Source organism: Leclercia adecarboxylata (assembly GCF_006171285.1).
In the GTDB taxonomy this organism is placed as follows: domain Bacteria; phylum Pseudomonadota; class Gammaproteobacteria; order Enterobacterales; family Enterobacteriaceae; genus Enterobacter; species Enterobacter barmai.
Genome location: NZ_CP040889.1, coordinates 2,685,161 through 2,708,560 on the forward strand (window position 1 = coordinate 2,685,161; position 23,400 = coordinate 2,708,560).

The window sequence follows — 23,400 nt, forward strand, 5'->3', positions numbered from 1 at the left end:
CTCCTTCAGCAGCAGCGTACGCCGCCTTCTCCACCTCCGCCGTAGCGCGCTTCCTGACGCTCGCGGAAGAATTCGTTGTAGGTCATGTACGGCTTATCCGGATGGTTGGTCTTCATATGCTCAACGTAGTTGTCATAGTCCGGAATGCCAATCAGCATTTTCGCCGCCTGACCGAGGTATTTTTTTGCTTCGCCTAAGTTACCAAACATAACCCATCCTGATAAGAAAAAGCCCGGCGAGGGGGAATCGCCGGGCGTTGTTTCCCCTCACCCCGGCCCTCTCCCCAAAGGGGAGAGGGGGAAGAGAGTGGATTAATGGTGTGAAGAGGTCTTCACGCCGCCTTCAGGAACCGGGACGTACGGGGTCTCTTTATCGGTACGGCCGTCGGCGTTACGCACTTTCATCCAGGTTTTGATGCCGTAGAAGATGATGCTGTAGACCACCACCAGGAACAGAATGCTCAGACCCGCGTTGGTGTAGTTGTTCACCACGATATGGTTCATGTTGGCAACCTGCTGGGCCGTCAGCTCACCGCCGCCTGCGGCAATCTTCTCTTTGTACTGGTTAGCCATGAAGAAGAAGCCTTCCAGCTGCGGGTTGGTGCTGAACAGTTTCAGACCCAGCGCCCAGGTGGTGCAGAGCAGCAGCCAGAGGGCTGGCACCACGGTCACCCAGATGTATTTAGTGCGCTTCATCTTCACCAGCACCACGGTGCCGAGCACCAGGGCGACCGCCGCCAGCATCTGGTTAGAGATACCGAACAGTGGCCACAGGCTCTTCACGCCGCCCAGCGGGTCGACAACGCCCTGATAAAGCAGATAACCCCACAGGCCAACGCAGCCCGCGGTGCCCAGGATACCCGCCACCAGCGAGTCGGTTTTCTTCAGGAACGGCACGAAGTTACCCAGCAGATCCTGCAGCATAAATCGGCCTGCACGGGTACCGGCGTCCAGCGCGGTGAGGATGAACAGCGCCTCGAACAGAATACCGAAGTGGTACCAGAAGCCCATGTCCGCCCATGGCAGCACTTTGTGGAACACGTGAGCGATACCGACCGCCAGGGTCGGTGCGCCACCGGCACGGTTCAGAACCGACGGTTCGCCGATGTCCTTCGCGGTCTGCATGATCTGCTCAGGGGAGATCACAAAGCCCCAGGAACTGACGGTCGCCGCCGCGTGGGCGCTCGCATCTTTCAGCTGCGCCATGATCAGCGCCGCGTTGTCACCGCCCATCTCATGCAGGTTCGGCATGGTGATGCCCAGGCCTGCTGGTGGGGTGTTCATCGCGAAGTAGAGACCCGGCTCGATGATGGACGCTGCCACCAGCGCCATGATGGCCACGAAGGACTCCATCAGCATTGCGCCGTAGCCGATCAGACGGGCGTCGTTTTCGTTCGCCAGCAGTTTTGGCGTGGTGCCGGAGGCGATCAGGGCGTGGAAGCCAGAGACCGCACCGCAGGCGATGGTGATAAACAGGAACGGGAACAGCGCGCCTTTCCACAGTGGACCGGTACCGTCAACGTACTGGGTCACCGCAGGCATTTTCAACTCAGGGTTGATGATCACGATGCCGATCGCCAGCCCGACGATCACGCCGATTTTCAGGAAGGTCGCCAGATAGTCGCGCGGCGCCAGAATCAGCCATACCGGCAGCAGGGCAGAGACAAAGGCATAGCCAACCAGTACGAAGGTGATGGTGGTGTCTTTAAAGGTCAGCGCCGGGCCCCAGTACGGGTCGTGGGCAATCACGCCGCCGAAGTAAATCGACGCCACCAGCAGCACAATCCCGATCACCGACACTTCACCCACGCGGCCAGGACGCAGGAATCGCATGTAGATCCCCATGAACAGCGCAATCGGCACGGTTGAGCAGACGGTGAACACGCCCCACGGGCTTTCCGCCAGCGCTTTCACCACGATCAGCGCCAGCACCGCAAGGATGATGATCATGATCAGGAAGCAGCCGAACAGGGCGATGGTGCCCGGCACGCGGCCCATCTCTTCTTTGATCATCTCACCCAGAGATGCGCCGTTACGGCGGGAAGAGATAAACAGCACCATAAAGTCCTGCACCGCACCCGCCAGCACCACGCCCGCGAGCAGCCACAGGGTACCCGGCAGGTAGCCCATCTGCGCCGCCAGGACCGGGCCGACCAGCGGACCCGCGCCTGCGATGGCCGCAAAGTGGTGACCAAACAGCACGTAGCGGTTGGTTGGCACGTAGTTCAGGCCGTCATTGTTGATGACCGCCGGGGTGGCGCGGGTCGGGTCGAGCTTCATGACCTTCTGCGCGATGTAGAGACTGTAGTAGCGGTACGCCACCAGATAGACCGACACGGAGGCCACGACGATCCACAGGGCGCTGATGTGCTCGCCGCGGCGCAGGGCGACGACGGCCAGACAACAGGCACCGAGGATCCCGAGCAGCAGCCAGGGAACGTGCTTAAGTAGTTTTTTGATATCCATAATAAGACCTGGTTTTTTAGATGAAAAAAGCGTCAGGGTTCGCTGTGAGAGATGTTGGTTATTGCTGCGGCGATCTTGCCAGAGCCTCGCGCGTGTAAAGGAAGGTAAATCTGTGAGTGGTTATATGGCGGGATGAACGGTCAACAGCGAGGGCGAGTGGTTCAGGCTCGCCGTCGGTAGGGGAAATAGTGTGAAGCGGATCACGATGTCAGGGGGAGCACTCCACCTCAGCCAGATAGGTTTCCAGAGTGGCAACGAACTTCTGCCTCAGCCAGGCCGGTTCCAGCACCTGAATGTTGGGCAGCCAGTAGAAGAGCAGGGGCAGGATCTGGTTTTCATGGGCCGCGTGGCAGCGCAGGGTAATGCCGTGTTTGTCTTCCGCCAGAACCTCCTGGCCGGGCAGCAGATCGCGGCGTTTAAAATAGTGCGCGATGGCGGCGGGAATAAGGACATCCACTTCGAAAGTCTCTTCGCTGACCCACGGGTCGGGATTCTTTTCCAGCAATTCGAGGGTGTCGTTATCCGGAGTGAAGGTTTCGCTGCGAATATCCAGCCACTGGATCAGGCTTAAAGAAAACGATTTCAATCTGCCGTTTTCGGTGGCTTGTAAATACCATATATTCTTTTTGTTAATTACTTTATAAGGATTAACCTGTCGGGTCTTTCCTTTATACAGGATCTGGCAAACCTGCTGGCTCTTAATCGCCTTTTCGAAGGCCGCCAGCTGGGCGTGAATATCCCATTTCTCTTTTCGCTCGGCATCGCCACCGAGGATCATAATATGGTTTTCTTCCGCTCTTGCCTCCAGTTTCTCCCAGAAATCGCCCCCCTTTTCAGGGAAATAGTCATCCACATTCAGGAAGTTAGCAATGACGTGATGCAGCCCCTGACCGGCATGACCCTGCGGGGCATGAATAAGCCGGTACTGCCCGTCTCCGGTGTACTCCACAATCGGCGAAAGTGCATTCAGATCGCGATAGACGGTGCGCTCAGTAATATTAAATTTATGCATCAATGCCTGGCGGTTAACCACGCCGTGTAAATGAAGCTCCAGCAGAATATCTACCAACCTTTCAGCCGAGCGACTCCTGGTCGGAATTGTCATATAAGCTTTCCCGTGAACTAAAACATTGCTGTGAATTATGCCGGTGCAGGCTGACAAAATATGTCAGTGCAGGGTTCGGCAAATAAATTTGTCTTAGGTTATAACGGCCAGGTTTAGGATAAACATTAGGGATTTTTACAACGAGGGGATAAAAGCGAGGGGCAGATCGGATCCGCCGGGGCAATTTCCCCGGCGCGCAGCGAATTAGTGTTCGGGTTCGGAATCGGTAAGGGCTTCCGGCAGGGGAAGGGCCGTCGGGACGTTGAGCCAGTCGGACTTCCCGTAAAACACGGCGTTGATCTGCGTGTGATAGAGCAGATGGGTACGAAAACGCTGGAACAGCTGTTTGTCCGGGGCGAAGTTCGCCTGCCAGAACTGGTTCAGCGGCCCCTGCCAGGTTAAGCCGTCGATGTCGTACAGCGCTTTGCCCATTACCTTCAGCGGTTTGTTGTGGATCAGCGCCGACAGCCCGGCGGTGCTGTTAACGGTGATCACCCCCCGGGTGTGGGTCAACAGGGCGGGCAGGGAGAGGTCGTGGATATAGATCACCCGGCCAGCGATGCCGTATTTCTCGCACAGGGTGTTAATCAGCACGCCATAAAAACGGTGACCACGATCCATCGGGTGATGCTTGAACACCAGATGGCGCTCCTTCGGCGCATGGCGGGCAAAGGAGCGGATCACGGTTTCGATATAGTCACGCACGTCTTTATACGGGCTGTGGTGAATAATCTGGCTGTCGTTATAGACCTGCAAAATCGCCAGGTAGTACTCGTTATCCAGCGTCTGGGTGATATGGCTCAGCATGTGGCGCTGCTTCCAGCGGTACCACAGCTTGCGGCGACCGGCACGGAACCAGCAGCGCATCTCATACCACGGGGAAAACGACTTGTGGTGGCGGTAGCCGCGATAGCGATGGCGGCCAAACCAGCCCGCCGCGTAGTAGAGCATGGCGTGGGCGGCGCGGTTAAAGGCGCTCGGCTTCCACGGCGTCGGGGTCGGCAGCTCCGGCAGGGGCTGTTCGCGGTAGTATTTCGCGTCGATGGGCATCGAGGAGAAGGCGTTCACGCCGCCTTTTTCGAGGGTGATATAGAACGGACGGAAATACCCCTCCTCAAACGCGAGAAAGTCGATGGATTTACTGCGCGCCCACTTCTTCGCTTCGATATGCATCGGACGGCAATCGCCGAAGCAGACGATGGTATCGAAGGCGTAGTCTTTGTGCAGATCGCGCAGCCAGAAGGCAAAGTTTTTCACCGGGCCGGTGTAGTGCAGCGACGTCTCTTTCGCGGCATACCAGGCATCTCCGGCATTAAAGCAGACCTGCTTCACTTCGCGGTGGCTGTGCTGCAGCCAGGTCGCCAGACGCGCAAAGCAGGGGCCCATCGGTCCTTGTAACAAAAGATATCGGCGGCCATTGAGTAAATGGCGGATAGCTTGCTCTTCCATTTCGTTTCCCAGATCCGTTTGATGAGACAGGTGAGTTAACGGCTTGATGACCGCTTTTCTTTAATTTTCAGGGATAAATAGTTTTCTAACGAAGCGTCTGCGCCAGATAGCTCAGTTTGAGCTGCCAGCGCTGCCAGCGGCTGGCTTTTTGCGATGAGGAGTTACCCTGCACGGCCAGCTGGCGTATTAACTGTTCCGGGCTCATCCACAGCCCGCTCTGCCAGTCGATGTAGCGCGGATAGGCCACCAGCGTCAGATAGACCAGCGCTGCCAGGGGCAAGGTGCGCTGGCGACGCGGGGCAGGGTGCATATCTTCGGTCAGCCCCCAGCCGCTGTAGAACGGCTGGCCCCAGGTGGTGACCTTCACCCCCTGCACCAGCGCTTCGAACCCGCTCAGCGAGGTCATGGTGTGCAGCTCGTCCACGTGGGGATAGAGGCTGGTGAGACCCAGATCCAGCACCTGGCTGTCGACGCAGCTGGCCAGACAGGCGTCCGAGATGGCGCCTGCCCGGTTGCCCGCCACCACGTCCGGGTGCGGTTTAAACAGGATGTGCGCCTCCGGTCTTGCGGCGCGTACCGCCCACAGCAGCGCTTCGTTGCTGCGCACGACCGGGCTGCCGGTGAGGATCGAGGCATCGCCATCCACCTGGCCCACCACCAGCACCAGCGTTCGACCGTCCCCCGGTGGGGTAAACGGCTGGACGGTGCCAACGTTGTATTTGCTCACCCCGTGCCGGCGAAGCAGATCCACCAGCGCGGCACCGCGGGTTAACTCCTGGTCGGTGAGCTGATGCTGATTAAGCAGCTGCTCCAGCCCGCTCGGACGGCGGCTGTCGAAGTAGATCCCCACCGGGTCGATGGAGAGCGACGACGGGCGGCACAGGTTCGAGCCCAGCCCCCGGGAGCGGATAAAGCCATCTTCCACCCGGATGGCGCTCTGGAGTTCAGGGTGGCGGCTGCCCCACACCAGCACCTGCTCGTCGGCGGCCAGCTGTTGCGGTAACGTGCGCACAAAGCGCAGCTCCTCGGCCAGCGGCTGGCAGAAGGCGCGCATAAAGGCGCGCTTCCACAGCGAGAAGCCCACCATGTAGAGGCGGCGATACTGTGGCGCAGGACTCTGCTGACCGGCAACGATCTCCAGTACCTGCTCCACTTCGCAGCGCTGGCCCAGCACTGGGTCCAGATAGCGTGGATAGAGGATCAGCGCCGCCGCTACCAGCTGGGGCAGGCTGACCTGCGTCTGGCGACGCGGGCAGGATTTGCTGTCGTGGGTTAATCCCCACCCGGCGTAAAACGGCATGCCGAAGCAGTACACCGTTTTGCCGAGCAGCAGCGCTTCAAAGCCCATCTGGGAGGAGACGGTATAGACCGCCTCCACCTCGTTCAGCAGGGCGTGGGGATGGCAGTGATCGGCCACCACTTCCACGTCATCCAGTTCCAGACGCGCCAGCACGCCGCTCTTTTTACCCAGCCGGGTATCCGGATGGGTACGCAGCAGCAGGCGGGCGCCCGGGTGGTTACGTCGCGCCGCCGCCACCATCTCAACAAAATCGTCTTCGCTCGCCAGCGCGCCGGGGATGGAGAGATCCCCCGCCACCTGGTCGATCAGCAAGATTTTCGGGCGCGCGTCGCCGTGCAGACGTGCCGCCAGGGCGTCGGGTAAACCGCTGCCCGCGGCATAGCAGTTGTACTTGGTGATGCCGTGTCGCAGCAGCGCAGACACCAGTGCCTCAGCGCGGACCAGCATCTTGTCATCGCATGGCGTGGCAATCAGCTGCTCAAGGCGGCTCGGCTGGCGGGCGTCGTAGTAAATACCTACAGGATCGGCGATCAGGGAGACGGCTTTGCCCCCTCGGGCGGGATGGCCAATATACCCGATAAAGCCATCTTCCAGCTGCCAGTACGGCAACCCGAGTTCATGGGCTTTTTGTTTGATCTGGCGGGTATTGGCTTTCTGGCCCCAGCCGACCAGGACATCGTCTTGCGCCAGCGGCATGCTGGATTTGAAGGCGTGTAACGGGCGGCCCAGCATCGGCTCGAGCTGCGCTTTTCGGGCCAGGATCCCGGCTGAACCTGTATAGAATTTCATTTGTGCTCTGTCAGAAAACGCCCCGCGTCACTGCGGGGCGTGGGACTCAGAAGTACTCTGCGTCAGGGAAGGATTTGGCAACGCTGTCTTTGGCGGAGGTGAGGATCTCGGTGTCGATTTCAGGCCAGGTAATACCAATGGTCTCATCGTTCCAGCGGATGCCGCGGTCGCTCTCCGGCGCATAGTAGTTGGTGGTTTTGTACAGGAACTCGGCGGTGTCGCTCAGGGTCATGAAGCCGTGGGCGAAGCCTTCCGGGATCCACAGCTGACGCTTGTTCTCGCCAGACAGGTGCACGCCCACCCACTGACCAAAGGTCGGGGAGCTTTTACGGATATCCACCGCCACGTCGAACACTTCACCGGCCACGCAACGGACCAGTTTGCCCTGCGCATGCGGCGCCAGCTGGTAGTGCAGACCACGTAACACGCCTTTTGACGATTTGGAGTGGTTGTCCTGCACGAAGTTTACGCTGCGGCCAATGGCGGCTTCGAACTGCTGGTGGTTAAAGCTTTCGAAGAAGAAGCCACGGTCATCACCAAACACTTTTGGCTCAAAGATGAAGACGTCGGGAATTGCGGTCTGAATTACGTTCATGATTACGGCCTGATTCTTAAATGGGGCATGACGCCCCAGGAGTTAATGATGACTACTTGAGCATTTTCAGCAGATATTGCCCGTAAGCATTCTTGGCCAGCGGCGCGGCTAATTTGCGCACCTGATCGGCATCGATAAACTTCAGACGGTAGGCAATCTCTTCAGGACAGGCCACTTTCAGCCCCTGACGGGTTTCGATGGTCTGGATGAAGTTGCTGGCCTCAATCAGGCTCTCATGGGTGCCGGTATCAAGCCAGGCGTAACCACGACCCATCATGGCGACCGACAAGTTCCCCTGCTCCAGGTAGATACGGTTCACGTCGGTGATTTCCAGCTCGCCGCGCGGGGACGGTTTCAGGCTTTTGGCAATCTCAACCACGCGGTTGTCGTAGAAGTAGAGCCCGGTTACAGCATAGTTGCTCTTCGGCTCCAGCGGTTTCTCTTCCAGAGAAATGGCGGTGCCTTCGCGGTCGAACTCCACCACGCCGTAACGCTCAGGATCGTGAACGTGATAGGCAAAGACGGTCGCGCCTGCGGGTTTCGCCGCAGCGGCTTCCAGCTGTTTCTGCAGGTCGTGACCGTAGAAGATGTTATCGCCCAGCACCAGCGCGCAGTCGTCGTCGCCGATGAACTCTTCGCCGAGGATAAAGGCCTGAGCCAGACCGTCCGGGCTTGGCTGCACTTTGTACTGCAGGTTCAGGCCCCACTGGCTGCCGTCGCCGAGCAGCTGCTCAAAGCGCGGGGTGTCCTGCGGGGTGCTGATGATCAGAATGTCGCGGATACCGGCCAGCATCAGGGTGCTCAGCGGGTAGTAGATCATGGGTTTGTCATAGATTGGCAGCAGCTGCTTGCTCACCGCCATCGTCACCGGATACAGACGAGTGCCTGACCCACCGGCCAGAATAATACCTTTACGCTTGCTCATAATCCTTCAATTCTTCTCTGTTGCTCTGGAGGGCGGCGAAACGCCACCCCTGGCATATGTTTGATTGCTGCAGAGGGAGCTAAAAACGCCGCTCCCCGACAAATGTCCATGTCGATAAAACAAGGCATGCATAGCATACCCTGATGCGTTTACTTGCCAAGGATTTCAGCAAGCATGCGATCGACGCCGATAGTCCAGTCCGGCAGCGTCATCCCGAAGGTGCGCTGGAACTTGCTGGTATCGAGACGGGAGTTATGCGGACGTTTAGCCGGCGTCGGGAACGCGCTGGTTGGCACCGCATTGACCTGAGTCACCGCCAGCTCAACGCCTGCCGCACGCGCGGTTGCGAACACCCGCTGGGCATAGTCGAACCAGGTGGTGGTGCCGGAGGCGATCAGGTGATAAAGACCGGCAACCTCCGGTTTATCCTGGGCGATACGGATCGCATGCGCCGTGCAGTCGGCCAGCAGCTCTGCCCCGGTCGGCGCACCAAACTGATCGTTGATCACCGACATCTCGCTACGCTCTTTACCGAAGCGCAGCATGGTTTTGGCGAAGTTCGCGCCACGGGCAGCATAGACCCAGCTGGTGCGGAACACCAGGTGACGGGAGCAGAGGGCCGCAGCCTGCTCCCCCGCCAGCTTGGTTTCGCCGTAGACGTTCAGCGGCGCGGTCTGGTCGGTTTCTACCCAGGGTTTTTCACCGCTGCCGTTGAAGACGTAGTCGGTGGAGTAATGCACCAGCCAGGCGCCCAGCGCTTCGGCTTCTTTGGCGATGGCGGCTACGCTTGTGGCGTTGAGCAGCTCGGCAAAGTCGCGCTCGCTCTCGGCTTTATCCACCGCGGTATGGGCGGCGGCGTTGACGATGACGTCCGGCTTCAGCAGACGCACGGTCTCGGCCACGCCTTCCGGGTTGCTGAAGTCGCCACAGTAATCGGTAGAGTCAAAATCCACCGCAGTAATACGACCCAGCGGCAGCAGGGCGCGCTGCAGCTCCCAGCCCACCTGGCCATTTTTGCCGAACAGCAGAATATGCATCAGTTACGCTCCTGGTAGTTCTTCGCGATCCAGTCCTGATAACTGCCGCATTTGACGTTGTTGACCCACTGCTGGTTATCCAGGTACCACTGCACGGTTTTGCGGATGCCGGACTCGAAGGTCTCCTGCGGCTGCCAGTTCAGCTCGTGGCTCATTTTGCTGGCATCGATAGCGTAGCGGCGGTCGTGGCCCGGACGGTCAGTCACGTAGGTGATCTGGTCGCGGTAGGAACCGGTCTTCGGCACTATCTCGTCGAGCAGGTCGCAGATGGTGTGGACCACGTCCAGGTTCTGCTTCTCGTTATGGCCGCCGATGTTGTAGGTCTCGCCCACCACGCCGGTAGTCACCACGGTGTAGAGGGCACGGGCATGATCTTCCACGTACAGCCAGTCGCGGATCTGATCGCCTTTGCCGTAGATTGGCAGCGCTTTGCCGTCCAGCGCGTTGAGGATCACCAGCGGGATCAGCTTCTCAGGGAAGTGATACGGGCCGTAGTTGTTGGAGCAGTTGGTGACGATGGTCGGCAGACCATAGGTACGACGCCACGCGCGCACCAGGTGATCGCTGGAGGCTTTTGACGCGGAGTACGGGCTGCTTGGCGCGTATGGCGTGGTTTCGGTAAAGAGCGGCAGCTCGGTACCCGCGCTCACTTCATCCGGGTGTGGCAGATCGCCGTACACTTCGTCGGTAGAAATGTGGTGGAAACGGAACGCCTGCTTGCGGGCTTCGTCCAGCTCGCTCCAGTAAGCGCGGGCCGCTTCCAGCAGCGTGTAGGTGCCGACGATATTGGTTTCGATAAAATCGGCCGGGCCGGTGATGGAGCGATCCACGTGGCTCTCGGCGGCCAGATGCATGACGGCATCCGGTTGATGGGCAGCAAAGACCCGATCCAGCTCTGCACGATTGCAGATATCCACCTGTTCAAAGGCGTAACGGTCGCTTGCTGCGACCTCGGCCAGCGACTCCAGGTTGCCCGCGTAGGTAAGCTTATCAAGGTTGATCACCGCATCCTGAGTATCACGGATGATATGGCGAACAACAGCAGAACCGATAAAACCGGCTCCACCGGTTACAAGGATTTTCATAAGCGATTTTTACTTTTCTATTGGATGAAATGGTCACCAGAACACAATCACTGCTATCCGTTCAGACCGTGTTTTAGCGTCAGGCAGTTTTAACTGATTAACGAGTATGAATATTCCTTCGCATTATTCGCCAGGGTCTGACGTTTCTGCCCGGAATTTACCAGCAGCGCCAGCGTGTCGATCCACTTCTGCGGATCGTTATTCAGCAGCACGCCATTGATATTTTGTTCGATAAAGTCACTGTAGGGCGCGCAATTGCTGTAAACACCCACCGCGCCCATGCGGACGAAATCATAAAATTTTACCGGCCCGCGCGCCATATTAAATTCAGATTCGAGTAAAGGTGCCAGCCCGATATCGATCTGGTGATGCTGGGTGTAATCCAGATAGTTCTGCCAGCTCATGGGATGCAGGACCGTCACGCGGGGCAGGTCGCGATAGAGCTTATAGATTTCGTGCTCGCCAAAGATCTCAAAACTGGCCTGCGGACACTGGGCCAGCACGCCTTCCATCACCTCGCGCAGCCAGTACTTTTCTGCCTGGTGCGAGCTTGAGCCGTGGTAGGCAATCTTCACCGGCTTTTTAACCGCCAGCAGCTTTGGTGTGGGCTGCGCGGGCACCACATCGGGGTTGAGGTGGGCATATTTATTGGCCAGGTACGGCGTCGACACCCAGATGGTGTCGCAGTGCGAGGTGATCCAGCGATGCTGGGCCGCAGAGCGACGGATGATTTTGGTCCGGTAGGCTTTCGGCAGCGCCCCTAACGCGGACGGATCGAACAGGTCGTCATCCATGAAATAGACCACCTGCGACAGATCGTCGATATTGCGCGCAATCTCGCGCTGCCACAGGGTGGAGATAAAGCGAATAACCACAATGGCCGCCCCTTTATCCACATCGATTGCGGGCGTGGTTAAGGTATCCACCAGCTGACAGACCGCGCCGGGGAAACGGCTGCGGATGGCCGCTTCGAAATAGGCCAGCGTCGGTGAATTCCCTTCATGCAGAATCAACAGCGAGCGGCACTCAGGCCAGATGTCCGGATGCGCCTCGCTGCTTTGCTTATTCAACCTCAGATAGGGTTTAAAGAGTGCCTTTCTGATCAGTTCGTCCATGGCAGCACCACATTAGGAGTATGACTTAGCGAGAAATCGGGTCGGTCATAGCTCAGGTTGGGATTGTATGCAGGATCGTGTGTGAGCCGCTGCGCCCAGCGCTTTTTCATGTAACGCAGTTCACCCTGGGAGCGCGCCAGCTGTTCTGGCGTGACATCTTTGCCGCGCGATACCGACTCGTGGTGGTACAGCTCGGCAAACGGCGTCCAGACGATCCGCCAGCCTGCCTCGCCGACCCGCAGACAGTAATCCACGTCGTTAAAGGCCACCGGCAGGTTCACTTCATCTAAGCCGTTAAGGGACAAATAGAGCTGGCGATGGGTGAGCAGGCAGGCCGCCGTCACGGCGGACAGCTCCTGGGCACTCACCGCCCTGCGCTGGTAGCCGGGTTCATCGGCAGCCAGGCCACTGTGAAAATGATCGGCGCAGCCACCCGGCCCGACGGCATCGCCCGCATGCTGAACGCGGCCATCACCGTAGAAGAGCCGCGCCCCAACAATGCCGACGCCCGGACGCAGCAGGTGAGAGACCATCTCATCGAGCCACAGGGGGTTAATCACTTCGGTGTCGTTGTTGAGCAGGCAGATAAGCTCGCCCGTGGCCTCACGCACCCCGGCATTGTTGATCGCCGAGTAGTTAAACGGATGATCCCAGGAGATAACCCGCACCCCGTACTCCCGGGTAATGCACTCAAAATAGGCCAGCGTATCGGGGTCGTCGCTCTGGTTATCCATCACCATGATTTCAATGTTCGGGTAACGGGTGTGCTGCACCAGGCTTTCAATACATGGGCGAAGGTGCGCCAGACCATTGCGGGTGGGAATGATCACCGATACCCGCGGAAGCTGTTCCGGCAGCGGCCAGCGCCAGCGGCAGATGCCATGCGGAGCCGACTCCAGCGTGACCCCGACGGGCAGGTTTTGCAGCTGGCTTGCCAGGGTTTCATAGCCATCCTGCTGAGGAAGCGCGTCCGGGACGTGCATCAGCAGGGCAGGGATGTGCGCGATCTCTTTAGGGGCAAGCTGGTGGGCCAGCTGTAGCCACCCGCGATAGCTTTCGGCTCCGTCCTGCGGGATGGCTGACGTGCCCTGTTCCCGCCAGAGGCCACTCCAGCCGATATAGTTCTGGCTGTGCAGCAGGGTTTCGTTCCAGTCTGGCTTGAAGTCCGGCGAGTGGCGCTTACCTTTTTCATCCAGCAGATCGTGATCGCCGTAGATCCATTTTGCCTCTGGCGTCTGTCGCAGCTGGTGCGCCAGCCATACCAGCGCGGCCGGAGCGAGTTCCGCCCCCACCGGAATGGCCCACTGCCATTCATCCACTGGCCTGACTTCGGCAGAGGGCTGTTCCAGCACGGTGATATGGGTGGCCGGATAACAGAGCGCCTCGATGCTGGCGAGCGTGCGCTGGCGTGCCGCCTCATCGCCACCGTTCACCAGATGCAGGCAGACGCGTGGCAGGTTGCCCCAGCGGGCCAGCAGACGGTCGATCAGACGGCGTTCGCCGGGCTGCACGATATCGAAATTCGCCAGCCAGTGTTCATAGGCGTGCAGCGGCCTGTCGTCGCGGATCTTGCCCACCAGGTCGTAGGCCTGCTGTAAATCGGTAAACCACAGGTGCCAGGACAGCCCCAGACGCCGGCGCTTTTGCGCATTCAGACGCTGATAAAAAGGCCACACCCGGCGCAACCGACGCCAGACGCTGTTGGCCGCTGACACCTGAGCAAAACGGGTAATATTAAGCTGGCATTCTGCCCCTTCGCTGCTGGCGAGCAGCCCCACCTGACAGGCACCCACCGGCAGCCAGACCAGCTCCTGCAGGGTGCCACGACGAGTGATGGGGAGGATCTGCTCATGCCAGACACCCTGACACTGCCAGCGCAGGCGGGTTTCACCTCGCGGCTGACGGGCGCGCAGGGTGCCCTGGATCAGGAACCAGCCCGCGCGCAATAAAGAAGAGTCTGGCAGCGCCAGAGGGTGCCAGTGGTAATCGCTTTGCATTAGTGGATTCACTACCCGGAAGCGGGGGAGACCCGCTTCTGACTCCTGTCGAAATATGAAAAAACGTAGATTAGCCGATTAATTTTTTGACGCGCGTTGCCAGCCAGGAGTCGCTTTTCTGTGGGCTCTCTTCTGCTGGCAAGGCATCCAGCTGTGCCTGTATCGCGGCCATTTCTGCTTTGACTTTAGGGGCCAGAGCCGCCGCCAGCAGACAGGTCTCGTCGTTGCGATCGTGGGCTTTGAAATAGGCTTTGTGTTTTACGCGGTTGGCCGAGGCTGCACTGCCGCGCAAATGTTTACCGAGTAAAAACTCTTCCAGCGATTTGACCGCGTAATGGTTGACCCGCACGCCGTTCCAGACCACTTCGGCACTGACGCCAGGACCATGTTTTGGGTGTAAAACCATGTCATTGCCCAGCGCATCGATATAGCGACCGTAGCGCAGATCGGCATAATGTGGGTTATGAAAATGGTTTACGCGCTCGGGTTTCACCACGCTTTTCATGTTGTGGTGGACGTTAAATTTCACAGTGGCGCGATGTGTAAAACGCTCCGTCACCAGGCCTTCTTCGGCAAAGAGTTCGCCGCTGGAACCAAAAATGGCCCAGTTAAGCGCAATAGCGCTGACGCTTTCGTCATTAAAATGTTTAGCGAAGAAATCGACCAGGTTTACATCAGGCGACAAGGGCAATAAAAATTCATCAGCATCGATAAAGGCCAGCAGGTCAATATCGCGGGGGCAGCTACGTAAAATGCGCTCGTAAGCCGGGAGCTGCGGTTTTTGATTAATCACATCCGGTTGGTCGAGAACGGTCACTATCCCAAGACGCGCCAGGGAAGAGAGCAACTCGCGGCTTCCGTCACGACTGCCATTGTCGGCAATCATAAATCCGGTTACGCCCAACACCCGGTGATACGCTATCCATTCAAGCAGGCCTGCAAATTCATCTTTAACGATGGCGGCAATATAGAGGTTCACTTTGTTATCCAACCGATTATCGGAATACCGTGCCAGCATCAGCAGACCTCTGAAAGCTGGCACAAGGTAAAACTGTTATCAGGCTGGGGAGAAATTTAACTCCGTCAGCCAGGTAATCAGGCCATCGGACTCCAGTCCGAGGGTGATTTTAGAAGAGAAGGGCACGTTAATCCTGAACCCACAGCTTAAACGAGGGTGATTATCCTCAGGTTGCTGCAGGATAGCAGCTATTACATCAGGGCGTTTGACATTGAATGGATAGCTATAGGTAGCGTAATCATTCTTGATGGCGATACGTGGAGAACGTTCGCCTTCTGCCAGTAGCCAGCCGTGAAGTTCGATACGACCATTCGCGAGCTGAAGAGGCCCCTGGTTTGATGAGGTATCAATGTTCCAGCGTAACTGCGCATTCGAGGTAATGAGTGGTGTTGTAATAAGCGAGTAATTATTGGCCATTCTATTCCGACACTCTAGATATCATAAATATTATTATTATCGTTGGATAAGCCACTTGCAAAGCAAGTGGCTTAGTTTTTTCTAAAGTGTTCAAGCCAGGTATGAAAATGATTACATCAGCTTCAATGCGTTATTTCGGAGCGATCCAATATTTATGGTGCTCTGTTGCCTGGATCTCTTTCACTTCACTTCCAACAATACGTTCAGCCTTACGCACATCTGTTACAAACTTGGTGAAATCGCCATTAACCAGGTCAATAGCCACTTCATCGAAGTGAGACCAGGCTACATCGCCAAACTTAACGTGCTTTTCAATCATTCTGGCACCGGCTGCGATCGCCATCATAGAACAAAGGCTACCGATATCATGGCTGGAAAAACCCGGGATAATACGTGGTTCTTTTTTCGATAGATTGTAATAGTGTCTGATTACACCAATCTGCGTATCCTCAGTCGGTGTTGGATAGGCAGAAGTACATTGCAACAGATAGATGTTTCGAGCCTTGGTAAAGCTATTGAGAATGAAATCCTCGTAAGCTTCATCTGTATAACCAGTTGAAATTACAACGTCTTTTGTGAAGTCGGCTGCAACTGCGGCCAGATAATCTTTATGCTCAGAGATTGTGGACGGCAACTTAATCATGTCCGGCTCAAACTGCCTGATAAAGTCATAAGAAGGCATATCCAGAATCGAAGCAAACCAGCCAATCCCAATCTCTTTACAGAACGTATCAACAAAAGCGAATTGCTCTTTATTCAACTCAATACCATGACGGTATTCGCGGAAAGTCGTTCCGAATGGCGAATTATACGGAGAATCTAATTTTTCCTTACTATAGAAACTTTCTACATCACGTTTCTGCAGTTTGATGTAATCGGCGCCTGCCTGTTTAGCTGCAACGATCATAGACTTCAAGCGATCCATATCACCGAAGTGGTTAGTCGTGATCTCTGCAATCACTTTTACGTCATAGTTTTTCGCTGTGTTTTGTACAGGACTGCTTTGTGGCAGCGTCACGCCACGATGACGAGCAGTAAAGACCTGGTTAAAGGCATCAACAGAATAGACGCTATAAGGTTTGTTACCCACATGGCTGATATTGATATTCAGCCGTGATTTCTCTGCCAACAGCATCTTCAGAAGTTGTTCCTGACTGCTGATGATGCGTTCCTGATATTCAGGCTCAGCATGCATCGCTGCTGTTGGGATTTTATTAGTGAAGCCGTCTTTCGTCGTGAAATCAAATCCAAGCAGGTAGACGTTTTTAGTGGCGTTTTCTAGTTTGGCAATTTGATTCGCGATCTTCAGTGCCGATACGACGATAGCACTTTCAATGTAAATAGTTTCTTCGAAGAAACGATGAATCAGGAAGTCTGCTGATTCCGGGGTATATGGTACATACTCAGCCGCAATATGTTTCGTGCCTGGTGGCAACGAACGGTCTGAAACATACAATTTACATTGTGGAGCATGCTCATCAAAGATATCGAGAACCCAACCGTGGTGGAACACAGCTACATCCCCAGGGTAAATAAGTTCTGAATCGTTGGTGTTAATAACAATACAATTTTTTAATAGAGAGAGATCAATACTGTCAACGCTTGGCCCTTTACCAATGATAACAATATCACGGCCAGACTTATTAGAAATTGACTCTTTTAAAATATGGTTCATGCGATATCCTTATGCTGTTTCTTAATGTTGATCTTATATTTTTGAGTAGGAAACAGTATTTGCCCTTGATAGGCCTTGCCATCAACTAATGCTTCACAATCATGTTCCAGGGCAAAGTTAAGACCAGGTAAAATATCCCAGCAGTTAACACCCTTAACGTTTTCGAAGCTTGCATAAGCGCCACGAACTGCTGCGAGCATATTATACATTGAGCAACCGATAATGCGGTATTCAAAGCCTTCTTCCAGCTGTAATAAATCTTGCTTGGTGAGAGACGAGGACAGCCCACGAATTCGGGAACGATGATGCATCATCGGCATGCCGGTAATGTGATAATCGTTAAGTTCAGGCAGGAAAATGCAAGACTCTTGATGAACACCATTGGTATATATACTGATACCAATACCCCATTCTTTAAGCCCGGACACAAAATTTTCGGTGCCATCAATAGGATCCAGAACAACATAACTGCCTTGTTCATTCCAAATAACATCGGTAAACGGTGCCATTTCTTCAGAGATTAATTGGTGATCTGGTAAGGCTTCGTTTAGATAATCTAAAACCAAATCTTGTACCAGTAAATCTCCTTTGCTGACATAACTACCATCTGGTTTTTGCGAAAAATCGGAGCGAAGCGCAACGATTTTATCCAGTTGGGCTGACAGCAATGTGACCAATTCTTTAGAGATACTCACTGACTAACTCCGGGTTATTTTCAATGATGTTTTTAACCACTTCGAAATCGAAACGATCATCAATATCCAATCCACATTTGCTGTTTGTTTCAACTGCGTAGACTGAACGACCTAAGAAATCAGGACCAAAATTATTGCCTTTGAAGCGGAATACGTCAGTACTGAATACTTTATATTCTGGACGCATATCCTGTCGGCGCATCATGGATTTACCTAAATCATCAAAAGCCGGTGTAAGTACGCCTTCTTTAAGATGATAAAGTCTGTTCTCTGCTCGTACTACCGTTCTTGCTGCGGTAGCTTGTGCATTGGATTTAAGTATTTCAATACATTGTTCAACATCAGATACAGAGCGAAAAACGAAAGTTGGACGGAGCCAAACCAAAATATCGGGTTCAGGAATATTATGTTCAGCAAACTTTACTCGTAAATCTGCAAGAATATGCTCTTCCATCGCCGTATCTGCTGCAGCTTCGCTTGAACGTAGGAAAGGAACATCTGCGCCATATTTTCTGGCTATTTTGGCGTACAGTTCACTATCAGTAGAACAGATGATTTTTGAAACATTTTTGAGCTTTTTTGCAAATTCAATACTATAAGATAATAAAGGCTTGCCATCAATGTCGCGAATGTTTTTATCGGGTAATCCTTTTGAACCTGAGCGGGCTGGGATTAATGCATAGACTATCAATTTATTTATCTCCGATTGGGGTTTTTAACGCATTGTTTTATTTAGAGACTGAATTTTGATTTATGCTTCTACAATCTCTTTTTAAATCATCACAAAACTTAGTTTGATAAAAACTCCAAGCCTCTCTGAAATATTCACTATTTTTTAAGTTTCCATGAAATATAGAGTTTTTTTCATTCATGGCTTTTTTTATTAATACTTGGAAAAAGTTCAAAATTAAAGGGGTACTTTTCAAATTTTCATAGGCTCTAGTTAAATATACATCTAATGCATCATCTGCTTCTAATTTGTTTGCAAGCATCCCATCCCAAATAGTATGTTGGATTTTAGGGTTAAGATGAATTGAATTATTATCTTTACTTAAGGGGTTTAATGTTTGAGAAAAACGTTCATGAAACATAAACATTGATAAATTAAGTGCTGCGCATCGTTCAAGAGGTGTTGAAAAATCAGCTATAGTATCGGTAATAGAAAATAAATTCCTAGCAGAAAGGTTGTTAAATATAGTTTCCCTGAAGGTTGAGATGATATTATAGAATAATTCCCAGTCACTCTCTTTATAACTATAATTAATCCCTGAAAATTGGCCGCGCCATCCTTTAGCTCTTTTATTTCTACGCAATCTAATTAGAAGTATTTTTAATGCTAATAAATGAGGGTAGTCTTTTAATACTAATTCAGTAGATTTTTCCATAATGGAAAAATCATCGCGGGGAACCTCAAATCTGTCAAATTGAAGCTTTGTTTCATCTTTTTCAGCATATAAAAATGAATGGGTTACTCTCTCCTCTCCATCCTCTCTCATTAGTTCAATAAATATGAAGTCGCCTTCCCTAACCCCGTATGCCTTCGCATTAAATGAGAAACCACACGCTCCTGTTTTATGTAAACCAACAGATTTAACATCAGGTCGAATATTATTTGCGGATTGCTGATGAATGATTTCGTTAGGCGTCTTTATGATAACTTTAAAAACAATATCAGCACTTCCATTATCTGCCGCAACCCAACCATTTATAAGACCAATATCAAATAGTTTATCTATAGCAAACTTCATACATAATCCATTTTCATGTTATTAGTGAATGCCGTTAAATGTTTATCAATTAATTTTTTGCTAAAGATTTAACTTCTATTGTGCATAATATTATTGATTTGCTTTGATAGCTTACTGAAATACAGTATTCGCTATCAAACTCCACAAGTTTTGAGAACCCGCACTTATTTAACTTATCATTACTTTGTTGGCCTAGTATGGCTTTTACGACATCTGGTCTGTTGATGTTAGGTGAGATATTATATATGGACCCGCTCTTGCTAACTATTTGCAAGGAATAATCAACATCTTTATTGATCAAATCTTCATCTAAAATAAACCAACCGCTGATGTTTATATCTTTATAGCTAATTGTCTCGCTCGAGCCTTTAGGCGGGAAATCAATACACCAAGCAATAATTGGTTGTGGACCTATGGAAGAAGCATTTTCTGTTCGGATTACAGTATGCTTTTCGGGTAAATAAAAATCTCTAAATACCAATTTCTCGATTTTATTAAATGTGGAATTATTGTCGATTGAGCTTTTTTTTGCTTCAAATATCGAAAAGCCAATCTCATCTAAAATTGATTCATATTTAAGTTTTTCAAGATCAATAATAGCTCCAGTTTCAATCTCAATAAATTTAATGAAGTCTTGCATATCATTAAATTTACTCATTTTATTATGAGGAGGAGCATTGCACTCTATAAAACTAACATTCGAATAAGTTGTTACATCAACTGACTTATGCTCAAGAATGAATTTAATATAATCAAAGTTAGTTAATTCTCTTCGCATTATCAGTATTTGACGAGAATTTATATTAGGCAGCAGTTCTAGTAAATGTACAGCGCTCCCTTCTTCCCAAATGATTTCTTTTGCAGAGCAGATGAATTGTAATTGTTGTGGAATTGTATACTTTTCAGGTATGAATTCATAAAAACCCTTTTTGCTAAGCTCTGCAACAACATAGTCCATTCCAGCCACACGGCCATGGTTTTTAAAGTAACGCCTAGAAATAAATATTTTTTTTGGTAATGTTGGGTTCTCGAAAAAACATGGGTTAGCTTGCTCATTTAAAAAATCTTTATAATATTGCTGAGGTAAATCTCCAGTTAAACAACCTTGTTCTGGCACAATAATAGTGTCCACAACAGAGAATTCTTTTATAAATATAATATCTTTGCGTACAAGTTTTAATAATTCAAGAGTAAGTTCAACATACTTTTCTCCACGGCCACCACTATCTGGTAATATAATTATCCCATCAATTTTTAAATTAAGGCTAGGCGCTAATGCCCAGTATCGTGATATACATTCTGAAAAAAAATGACCGAAATGAGAGCTGGCAGCTCCTAAATATAAATAGGTGCCATGAATTCGGATAGGGCAAGTAGTATCTTTTAAGTGTTTTCTATTTTGTATGTCAATAAGTTGACGTCCGAACTTATACTGACCAACCATTATTTCATGATTGTCCTCGGTATCGATGCCGTGCGTATATAAACCACCTTTCCAATCGTTTGTTGCAGGATATAGGAGTGCGTTATTAATATATTTTAAATGATTATTCATTTTTATTGATACTTCTCACAGAGAAAAGTCTTCTTTGTCTTTAGTCAGATTGTTGCTATAAAATGGATCAATCTCAAGACATTTACCCCATTTAGTCTTCATAAAGTTAACTTCTTGAGCAAAACGGGCAATTTTCTCAGGAGAGTCTTCTGCGCCACGACTTATCGACTCATAATGATAAAGTTCTGCGTAAGGCGTCCAGAGGTTGCGATAACCGGCTTCACGTACCTTGAGGCAAAAATCCACATCGTTAAACGCAACCTTGAGATTTTCTTCATCAAGGCCAGAAACTAAATCGAAGATCTCTTTACGAATCAGCAAACACGCGGCAGTAACTGCGGAGAGTGATTGGGGCAGTACTAGCCGACTAAAATAGCCAGGATGCTGGCGAGGGAAGTGTTTATGCGAATGCCCACCGACACCACCAATTCCAAGGATAACGCCACCGTGCTGTACTGTATCGTTGCTGTAGTAGAGCTTGGCACCGACACAACCAATTTCAGGTCGCAGACATTGGCTTACCATTTCGGTTAACCATTCTGGGTTGATCACTTCGACATCATTATTTACTAAGCCAATCACGGAACCTTTAGCATGGCGCGAACCGAAGTTGTTAATCGCTGAGTAGTTAAACGGGAAGTCATACGCCAGCACTTTAACGCGACGATCTTCTAACTGGATATCACGGAAAAATTCCAGGGTATCGGCTTCGACGCTGCCGTTATCCAGAATAAGAATCTCGAAATTGGTATAGGTACTTTTCTCAAGGATACTGCGCACTGCCGTCTCAGTCAGTGAACGACGGTCACGAGTAGGAATTAACAAGCTAACCAATGGTGCGGGCTTGGGTATTGGGTAACGTACCCGATAGGTGTTTGGTACCAGACCGGCATCAACTTCTACGCCTGGTTGCTGGGTTGCAAAATAATCGCGTAACGCTTTAATGCCCGCATCGGTGGTATAGCTTTTCTCACCTGAAGCCAGTGCTGTAGAGCCTTCAATGGTACGCCAGTGATACAGCACGCGAGGGATATGTACGATCTGATCTGCTTGCACATGCGGCAGGCAACGCAGCAGAAGATCCTGATCCTGGCTGCCTTCTACACCCAGACGGAATCCACCGATTTTCTGAAGCAGATTGCGGCGATAAACCCCAAGGTGAGAGACGTAGTTTTGTGAGAAGAACAGATCCGGGTTCCAGTCGCTTTTGAAATGAGGATCAAAACGTTCACCTCGGCCGTTGAGCTTGTCTTCATCGCTGTAAAGAATCTGGGTTTCTGGCTGCGCACTAATGCTTTGAGCCATAAACAGTAGGGCATGCTCTGGGAGAGCATCATCGTGATCCAGTAACGCCACAAAATCGCCTTTGGCAATTTCCAGGGCACTGTTAGACGCTGCTGAAATGTGCCCATTCTGTTGGCGGTAGACCACTTTAATACGCTTATCTTTGGCTTCGTATTCCCGCAGCACGCGCTGAACATGTTCTTTTGGGGATTTGTCGTCAGCGATGCACAGTTCCCAGCGAGGGTAGCTTTGTGCAATGACTGAATCTAAGCAGGCGCGTAGGTAGATCTCTGCCGGGTTATAGACAGGCATCACTACTGAAATAACGGGCGGTGTAGCCATCGTCGCCAGTATCGCGGCAACTTCTTCCCGATTGGGCAGGGATGGCGTTTCGACGGTTTCAATCCACTCTTCATAGTCCACGGAAGGTAGCGTGAAACTAAAGGTCTCGTTGTAGAGGGACACAAGGCGATCCATCGACAGGCTACCGCTTTCAGAAGAGACAGACTCCTTGATCATCGTCAATTCCATATTGCGATAGCTTTGGTGTTCCTGCTGAATGCGTGCCAGCAATGCAGGTTCTATTTGGCTGTCGCTGATTGCCGTGATTTCGAACTGACTAACTGAGAATGCACCTTCTTGTTCCAGGGGATCAAAGCGCAGCGCAACCAGCGGAGAATCGAGATAAAAAAGGCGGCTCGCCGTTACTGCTTTTTTGTATGGCAGAGTCACGGTTTCAAATTCATTAAATCCTTTTCCGGTATCCAGATAGAACTTGGCTAACCCTTGTTTTCCGGAGCAATCCAGCGTCAGGTTAAACTGATACCACCCTTTTCCTGTTTGAGACAGGTGCTCTAAATCAAGGATGAAATAAGGGTCATTCCCTTCTGAAGTCCACCCATGCATGCGCTCAGGATCTACGGAAAGTTGGTTCAGTGCGATCCAGGGTAGATGTACTGCTGGTGCCACTGGACTCAGTGCCGAAATTACCCAGTCAGCACAAGGTTTACGTCCCAGCAGCCTACCATAGCGTTTGAAATGTTCTCTGGCAGGTAATCCTGTCTGGCTTACGTCCCGATAGGTCTGTAAATACCATTGCTCATCAAAATGCGTGAGCAGCTCGTCCTTGTTGTATTCAACTGTCAT

19 protein-coding genes are annotated in these 23,400 nt (G+C 52.1%); all 19 read right to left on the minus strand.

Annotation, left to right across the window (positions count from 1 at the left end; all coding sequences use genetic code 11):
• Window positions 1–5: 5 nt before the first annotated feature.
• The 19 genes from FHN83_RS14640 to FHN83_RS14730 all read right to left on the minus strand — a co-directional run bounded on the left by FHN83_RS14640 (window position 6) and on the right by FHN83_RS14730 (window position 23,400).
• Window positions 6–209 (minus strand): YbdD/YjiX family protein, encoded by a 204-nt coding sequence (locus tag FHN83_RS14640; RefSeq protein WP_032616354.1) that lies wholly within the window; start codon window positions 207–209, stop codon window positions 6–8.
• Window positions 210–311: 102 nt separating this feature from the next.
• On the minus strand, window positions 312–2,465 hold the full coding sequence (locus tag FHN83_RS14645; protein WP_138370339.1) for a carbon starvation CstA family protein: 2,154 nt from the start codon (window positions 2,463–2,465) through the stop codon (window positions 312–314).
• Window positions 2,466–2,673: 208 nt separating this feature from the next.
• Window positions 2,674–3,570, minus strand: a complete 897-nt coding sequence (locus tag FHN83_RS14650; protein ID WP_138370340.1) for a helix-turn-helix transcriptional regulator — start codon at window positions 3,568–3,570, stop codon at window positions 2,674–2,676.
• Between the two features lie 204 nt (window positions 3,571–3,774).
• Window positions 3,775–5,019: a capsule biosynthesis protein gene (locus tag FHN83_RS14655; RefSeq protein WP_039030520.1), complete on the minus strand. Its 1,245-nt coding sequence runs from the start codon at window positions 5,017–5,019 to the stop codon at window positions 3,775–3,777.
• A gap of 85 nt (window positions 5,020–5,104) precedes the next feature.
• On the minus strand, window positions 5,105–7,108 hold the full coding sequence (locus FHN83_RS14660; RefSeq protein WP_139564205.1) for a capsular polysaccharide biosynthesis protein: 2,004 nt from the start codon (window positions 7,106–7,108) through the stop codon (window positions 5,105–5,107).
• Between the two features lie 46 nt (window positions 7,109–7,154).
• Entirely contained in the window at window positions 7,155–7,703 is a 549-nt protein-coding gene (gene rfbC, locus FHN83_RS14665; protein ID WP_039030518.1) for a dTDP-4-dehydrorhamnose 3,5-epimerase, read from the minus strand.
• Between the two features lie 52 nt (window positions 7,704–7,755).
• Window positions 7,756–8,628, minus strand: coding sequence for a glucose-1-phosphate thymidylyltransferase RfbA (rfbA, locus tag FHN83_RS14670; protein ID WP_138370342.1), 873 nt, complete (start codon window positions 8,626–8,628; stop codon window positions 7,756–7,758).
• A 149-nt stretch (window positions 8,629–8,777) separates the two neighbouring features.
• Window positions 8,778–9,665 carry a dTDP-4-dehydrorhamnose reductase gene (gene rfbD, locus FHN83_RS14675; protein ID WP_138370343.1) on the minus strand — a complete coding sequence of 296 codons (888 nt, stop codon included), beginning with the start codon at window positions 9,663–9,665 and terminating at the stop codon, window positions 8,778–8,780.
• Window positions 9,665–10,750, minus strand: coding sequence for a dTDP-glucose 4,6-dehydratase (gene rfbB / locus FHN83_RS14680; protein ID WP_139564206.1), 1,086 nt, complete (start codon window positions 10,748–10,750; stop codon window positions 9,665–9,667). The genes rfbD and rfbB overlap by 1 nt, the downstream gene beginning before the upstream one ends.
• Before the next feature lie 89 nt (window positions 10,751–10,839).
• Window positions 10,840–11,865: a glycosyltransferase family 4 protein gene (locus tag FHN83_RS14685; RefSeq protein ID WP_139564208.1), complete on the minus strand. Its 1,026-nt coding sequence runs from the start codon at window positions 11,863–11,865 to the stop codon at window positions 10,840–10,842.
• Window positions 11,853–13,862 (minus strand): glycosyltransferase family 2 protein, encoded by a 2,010-nt coding sequence (locus FHN83_RS14690; RefSeq protein ID WP_139564210.1) that lies wholly within the window; start codon window positions 13,860–13,862, stop codon window positions 11,853–11,855. The genes FHN83_RS14685 and FHN83_RS14690 overlap by 13 nt, the downstream gene beginning before the upstream one ends.
• 70 nt (window positions 13,863–13,932) lie before the next feature.
• Window positions 13,933–14,841: a glycosyltransferase family 92 protein gene (locus FHN83_RS14695; RefSeq protein WP_139565442.1), complete on the minus strand. Its 909-nt coding sequence runs from the start codon at window positions 14,839–14,841 to the stop codon at window positions 13,933–13,935.
• 78 nt (window positions 14,842–14,919) lie between these two features.
• The gene (locus FHN83_RS14700; RefSeq protein WP_139564213.1) at window positions 14,920–15,297 is read right to left on the minus strand and encodes a hypothetical protein; all 378 of its coding nucleotides are present in this window, start codon (window positions 15,295–15,297) and stop codon (window positions 14,920–14,922) included.
• 130 nt (window positions 15,298–15,427) lie between these two features.
• Complete coding sequence (locus tag FHN83_RS14705) at window positions 15,428–16,972, minus strand: N-acetylneuraminate synthase family protein (protein WP_139564215.1); 1,545 nt, start codon at window positions 16,970–16,972, stop codon at window positions 15,428–15,430.
• A complete protein-coding gene (locus tag FHN83_RS14710; RefSeq protein ID WP_255296388.1) occupies window positions 16,969–17,667 on the minus strand; it encodes an inositol monophosphatase family protein in 699 nt (232 codons plus the stop codon). Before FHN83_RS14710 ends, FHN83_RS14705 begins: the two co-directional genes overlap by 4 nt.
• On the minus strand, window positions 17,654–18,358 hold the full coding sequence (locus tag FHN83_RS14715) for a cytidylyltransferase domain-containing protein (protein ID WP_176556497.1): 705 nt from the start codon (window positions 18,356–18,358) through the stop codon (window positions 17,654–17,656). The genes FHN83_RS14710 and FHN83_RS14715 overlap by 14 nt, the downstream gene beginning before the upstream one ends.
• Window positions 18,359–18,395: 37 nt before the next feature.
• Entirely contained in the window at window positions 18,396–19,415 is a 1,020-nt protein-coding gene (locus tag FHN83_RS14720; RefSeq protein WP_139564218.1) for a hypothetical protein, read from the minus strand.
• Between the two features lie 49 nt (window positions 19,416–19,464).
• Complete coding sequence (locus FHN83_RS14725) at window positions 19,465–20,970, minus strand: glycosyltransferase 61 family protein (protein ID WP_139564220.1); 1,506 nt, start codon at window positions 20,968–20,970, stop codon at window positions 19,465–19,467.
• A gap of 15 nt (window positions 20,971–20,985) precedes the next feature.
• Window positions 20,986–23,400 carry a glycosyltransferase family 2 protein gene (locus FHN83_RS14730; protein ID WP_139564222.1) on the minus strand — a complete coding sequence of 805 codons (2,415 nt, stop codon included), beginning with the start codon at window positions 23,398–23,400 and terminating at the stop codon, window positions 20,986–20,988.